This is a genomic window from Flavobacterium sp. ACAM 123 (genome assembly GCF_000264055.1).
GTDB lineage: Bacteria > Bacteroidota > Bacteroidia > Flavobacteriales > Flavobacteriaceae > Flavobacterium.
In genome coordinates this window covers 1-1,949 of the sequence record NZ_AJXL01000209.1, presented here as the reverse complement: position 1 = coordinate 1,949, position 1,949 = coordinate 1, and the positions used below count along the sequence as shown (strand labels likewise).

Genomic DNA, 1,949 nt, shown 5'->3' with positions numbered 1-1,949 from the left:
TTTCTGTTTTTATACCAGAAGGTATTGGACTAAAATAGGTTTCGTTTAGTATTATTTATCGTCTAAAACTTCTTCTAGAACATTCGCCCTAGTACCATTTGGAAATGAAATTTTTATTTTTTGAGCAATTGTTGGGGCGATTTGCGTAATCTCTTTTTTATTAAAAGACTCTCCTTGTTTAACATGCCATCCGTAAAAAATAGCAGGAACGTGTGTATCATAAGTATAAGTGGTTCCATGTGAAGTTCCGGTACCTTGATATTCTATGTAACCTGGCTTATCTAAAATAACCAAATCTCCATTTTGAGTCACATCGTACCCCTTAGCTATAAAATTTAAAAAATAATCATTACCAGTCGAATTTAAAATATCCTCTTCGCTATAGACTCTTTTTACATAGTCTTGCGTCATTAAATATCCCTTAAATGCCTCTTTAACTTTAACTAAATCCAAATCTTTACTTTTAATTATTTCTTTATTAAAGAATAAATTAAAACTAGAATAATTTAATACTATATCCACTCCATACGTTTTTATCGAAAAATCTTTCAGGTTATTTCTTATGTCTTTTGGACTGATACTATTAACATTATATTTATGGTCTTTTAAATAATTTACATTTTCAGCACCGGCGTGATCAGCAGTCAAAAACAGCAAATAATTATCTTTTCCTACTGTCTTATCTAAATAATTTAAAAAATCAGCAATAGTTTGATCTAACCGTAAATACGTATCCTGTAATTCCATAGATCGCGGTCCCAATAAATGCCCTACATAATCAGTTGAGGAGAAACTAACCGTTAAAAAATCAGTGATTTCATCTTTACCTAATTCTTCTTGCTCTATTGCTTTCATAGCAAACTCCGCCAATAGATTATTACCAAATGGAGTTGCACGTAATACCCCAGCATCGTTCTTAGCATACATGTCTTTTAAATCATATGGGAAAACTGGAGCATCACTATTATAGAGTTTCCCCTCGTATGGATTATTATCTTCTAAGCTTTCATTATAAGTACCTTTTGGTCTATACAAGTCCCAACCTTTATTAATGTATGGCATATAATGCTTTTCATCGTTGAATTTTTGAACCCAATCCGGCAACTGCTTGCCATAAAAAGAACTAGAGATGAATGAGCCGGTTTTGCTGAACCAAAATGCCCAATTTGCAAAATGACCCGCTGGTAAAATAGCACCACGATCTTTCAAACTCATTCCAATAACTTTACCTTTGAAGTTAGTTCCCATTCGCAACTCATCAGTAATCGTTGTTGTTAACAAATTCTTAGGAGACATTTCACCCTCTTCCTTCGTTCCTTCACCTACCGTACTTACGCTAGCGTCATCTGTACAATACATTTCTTTACCCAACGTTCTGCTGAACCATTCATTACCTACGATACCATGCGTATCTGGAGTAGTTCCTGTATAAATGGATGCATGTCCCGGCCCTGTATAAGTTGGCATAAAATTAAAATGCATATTTTGAAACGTATAACCATTATTAATTAATCGTTTGAATCCATTAGAAGAAAAATCATCTGAAAAGCGATACAGATATTCCATTTTCATCTGATCCACGACGATACCCACAACTAATTTTGGACGCTCCTGTCCTTGTACATTCGCGAAGAATAGAAACGCAAGAAACAAAACTACTTTTTTCATAAGACTATTTTAATTAAATGTAAAAATACAATTTAATGTTCAAAACAAAACTGTATTAGAAAAAAATAATGGTTGCTTAACCTCCGTTATTGATAAGGAAAGTACCTTTAATCGATCTATTAATTTGGCCTGCAATAAAATTAAGAACAAAAGACATTATTACGACCTAAGCAAAAAGGATACAAAATACGCACTATTATCTGTAATACTTTTTACAAGAAAGCCACACTAATACTATATAGGTAGTTCCTTGAATTATGTACCTGTTTTTAATTTCTTTT

Annotated in this window: 1 protein-coding gene; it reads right to left on the bottom strand. The window is 32.6% G+C overall.

Annotated features, from left to right (window positions below):
• Positions 1–51: 51 nt before the first annotated feature.
• Entirely contained in the window at positions 52–1,668 is a 1,617-nt protein-coding gene (gene pafA, locus A3SG_RS0118230; RefSeq protein ID WP_016991424.1) for an alkaline phosphatase PafA, read from the bottom strand.
• Between the last annotated feature and the right edge of the window lie 281 nt (positions 1,669–1,949).